This window comes from Pseudoalteromonas sp. AWM4_233 (genome assembly GCF_056158285.1).
Genome location: NZ_JBSWSZ010000042.1, coordinates 1 through 2,934 on the forward strand (window position 1 = coordinate 1; position 2,934 = coordinate 2,934).

Here is a 2,934-nt window from a genome sequence, read left to right on the forward strand (position 1 = left end):
TACGTATTGCTAAGGTTAACGACGGTTAGATTCACTTTACACAGCACCTGTCGTACTAAGTGGCGTACAGCCTTCTGGAGAACTCACGATAGGAAACTACATTGGTGCTTTGCGTCAGTGGAATACGATGTTGGATAGCCATAACTGTCACTTTATGCTGGTCGATCTTCACTCTATTACTGTTCGTCAGGAAGCGGAAAAGCTTCAAAAAGCCACTTTAGATACACTTGCACTCTATATTGCATGTGGCATTGACCCGGGGAAAAGGCAACCATCTTTGTTCAGTCACATGTGCCTGAGCATGCGCAATTAGCTTGGGTGCTGAATTGCTATACCCAAATGGGTGAGTTGAGCCGGATGACACAGTTTAAAGACAAGTCACAACAGCATGCGAATAATATCAACTCTGGACTATTCAATTATCCCGTCCTGATGGCTGCTGATATTCTGCTTTATGATGCCGATGATGTGCCAGTTGGAAATGACCAGAAACAACATCTTGAGTTGACACGTGACGTTGCTGTGCGTTTCAACAATATTTATGGTGACGTGTTTTAAAGTGCCTGAGCCACGTATCCCGGAAGTGGGTGCGCGTATCTATGAGCCTTCAGGAGCCAACAAAGAAAATGTCAAAGTCAGATGAGAATCCAAATAATTTCATTGGATTACTTGAAGACCCTAAAAAAGTTGCCAAAAAGCTTAAGCGAGCGGTGACGGATTCTGACGAGACGGGCCAAGAATTTACTTTGAGCGTTGAAGAAAAACCAGGTGTTTCAAATCTTCTTGACGATCTGTGTCGTGCACTACAGGGCGTTCAATTGAATCAGTAGTTCCCTGAATACGAAGACAAAATGTATGGTCACTTAGAAAACAGATACAGCAGGATGCAGTTGTCTCGAATGTTAGAGCCGTTACAAGCACGCTTTAATGAGATCCCTGAAGATCGTGCTTACCTTGATCAAGTGATGCGTCAAGGTGCTGAAGCTGCATCGGCACGTGCAAATCGTGTGCTCAAACGCGTTTACGATGCGGTTGGATTCTTCCTAAGCCTTAGCCATTATGGTCTGCCTTGCTTTGTGGCAGGGCAACATGTATGATATAAAAGGCACGACATGGAATATCCAATGTAAATTACACACGAATTCCTGCACTTGATAATGGGTCTGCTGTTTCTTCCACAGCGGAGGAGTGATCGTCTGAAGTAGGTTGTCATTCGCATCACTTAAAATTTCCAACTGGTGATACGCTTTTTCTCCATCATCTTCATTGAATGGCTGACGACTCCATAAAATCCAATCCTGACTGTCTTTATCTTGACCAAGAATCGGTTTCAGTGGTCTTCTGCAAAATATTTCTCTGTAGAAGTGCTGGTGTTGCTTCAATTTTAGCGAAGTCAATATAGCTAAACATGAGTAGTGACTTTTCTGGAAATTCAGTGATGTGGATCGCCTGTTCGCCAGACTGGAGGCTCACGATTTCTGAAATTTCTTCAGGCTCATTCAAAGAGAGTTTCTGGCAAAGTTCTCGAATGAGTTTTTGAAAGTTTTGAGACATCTTCTTTCCTAAAAAACGAGTGATTGAGAGATATTTTTTCAATACTAAAGTATTAATATAGTTGGGTAACATCAAGATGTATATTGTTGCAGAATATTTTTGATAATGGTGATTAATTTCGATTTTTTTTGATTGGCAATAATCTCGAAGACTTGAAGTTTGCGATGGTAGCGTAAATATGTGTTGAGAGGGGGGAGAATTTTATTCTCATTGTGATAAAGAAAAAGCCTTGCTCAAATTGATAGAGTGCAATGAACAAGGCTGTTGAGATACGAACTTTGGTTGCAGCTTAGTCTTTACGAGTGACTATTGTTGCTTCTACAGTTCCCATGCTTTTTATATTGTATTGAATCTGCTCTTGTCGACTCCATCCCGTACGAACAGTAAGGAAATTATCTCCCCAATATCCACCGTATATATAACCAAAAGCAATGGCTGAATGATTTGTCCCAATTTGTCCTTGCGTGTGATAGTGAACCATCGCAGGACGCTGAGCTTTCATTTCCTGGATCAAGTAAGAGAAAGTCGTCATGGCAGCATAGCTGATGCGTCTTGCTTTCCACTGCGCGTCGCCTCTTTGATTCAATAATCGACAATATTGATGCTATTGGATTGTGATGTGCCGCCTTGACCATCCTCACGGCAATAAGTTTTGAGACACGCCACGAATTTGGTTCCATGGTCTCTCGCATCAATGGACTATTCGCTTGATGATTTTGCTGAATCCATCTCCAATCATATTTGGGTAGCCATTGCGGTCATAAAAATCGACCAACATTGCAGCGGCGACAGGCGTGCAACCCGCATAGCACTCATTCTCTATCATTACTGGATGCTGGCCAGTAACGGTATTCTTGATAGAAAGGTGAGAAACGCCAGTCAATCACACTTTCTTCAGAGTCAGAGGTACCCTGCGCATCCGTGACAATGGAAGCATATCGGATTGCTCGATTTGTGCGGGAAATAGAAAAGTCAGCTTGAGTGACGGATGGGTTGATAGTGAAAAGGATGGCTTCATGTTTTGGCGTTAGGATCACCGCAGATGTACCTGGTCCATTCCATAGCCAACGATATTGACTATTATCTTGAAGATTGGATTTGAGGATTTTTGTTGGAGAAGGCCCTTCAAATGCAAATTCTGCGACTCGCTCACGGAGTGGATTTGCTTCAATAATCAAGTATCCTTGTGCTTCACCTTGTAAAGACAGGATCTCAACTTCATAGGCCTGAAGAGACGTTTCGTCACGATAAAGTGGGGTGATTGCACCCACTTGTGCGCTTTGCCACTTGGGCTCACGCGATTGAAAATGCGCAATGAAAGATAATGCTTCACGCTCTGCAGGTGCTGTGTAAGAGGTGAATCTAACCGTCGTTAACCTT

General features: G+C 42.9%; 3 protein-coding genes and 1 pseudogene. 1 reads left to right on the top strand and 3 read right to left on the bottom strand.

The genetic code is table 11. The annotated features are described in order from the left end of the window. The first annotated feature begins 88 nt into the window (after positions 1 to 88). Positions 89 to 1,097, top strand: a pseudogene (gene trpS, locus ACXAC4_RS19325) (tryptophan--tRNA ligase). 211 nt (positions 1,098 to 1,308) lie between these two features. Here trpS and ACXAC4_RS19330 read toward each other — a convergent pair. The 3 genes from ACXAC4_RS19330 to ACXAC4_RS19340 all read right to left on the bottom strand — a co-directional run. Then, entirely contained in the window at positions 1,309 to 1,554 is a 246-nt protein-coding gene (locus ACXAC4_RS19330; protein WP_475164808.1) for a type III secretion system chaperone family protein, read from the bottom strand. Positions 1,555 to 1,843: 289 nt separating this feature from the next. Then, positions 1,844 to 2,056 carry a hypothetical protein gene (locus ACXAC4_RS19335; protein ID WP_475164810.1) on the bottom strand — a complete coding sequence of 71 codons (213 nt, stop codon included), beginning with the start codon at positions 2,054 to 2,056 and terminating at the stop codon, positions 1,844 to 1,846. Positions 2,057 to 2,366: 310 nt separating this feature from the next. After that, positions 2,367 to 2,934 (bottom strand): hypothetical protein (locus ACXAC4_RS19340; RefSeq protein ID WP_475164812.1); only part of this gene is annotated, 568 nt, incomplete at its 5' end.

Coding starts and splice junctions, on each gene's coding strand:
- ACXAC4_RS19330 (WP_475164808.1), bottom strand. CDS start 1,554: ATGTCTCAAAACTTTCAAAAACTCATTCGAGAACTTTGCCAGAAACTC.
- ACXAC4_RS19335 (WP_475164810.1), bottom strand. CDS start 2,056: ATGAAAGCTCAGCGTCCTGCGATGGTTCACTATCACACGCAAGGACAA.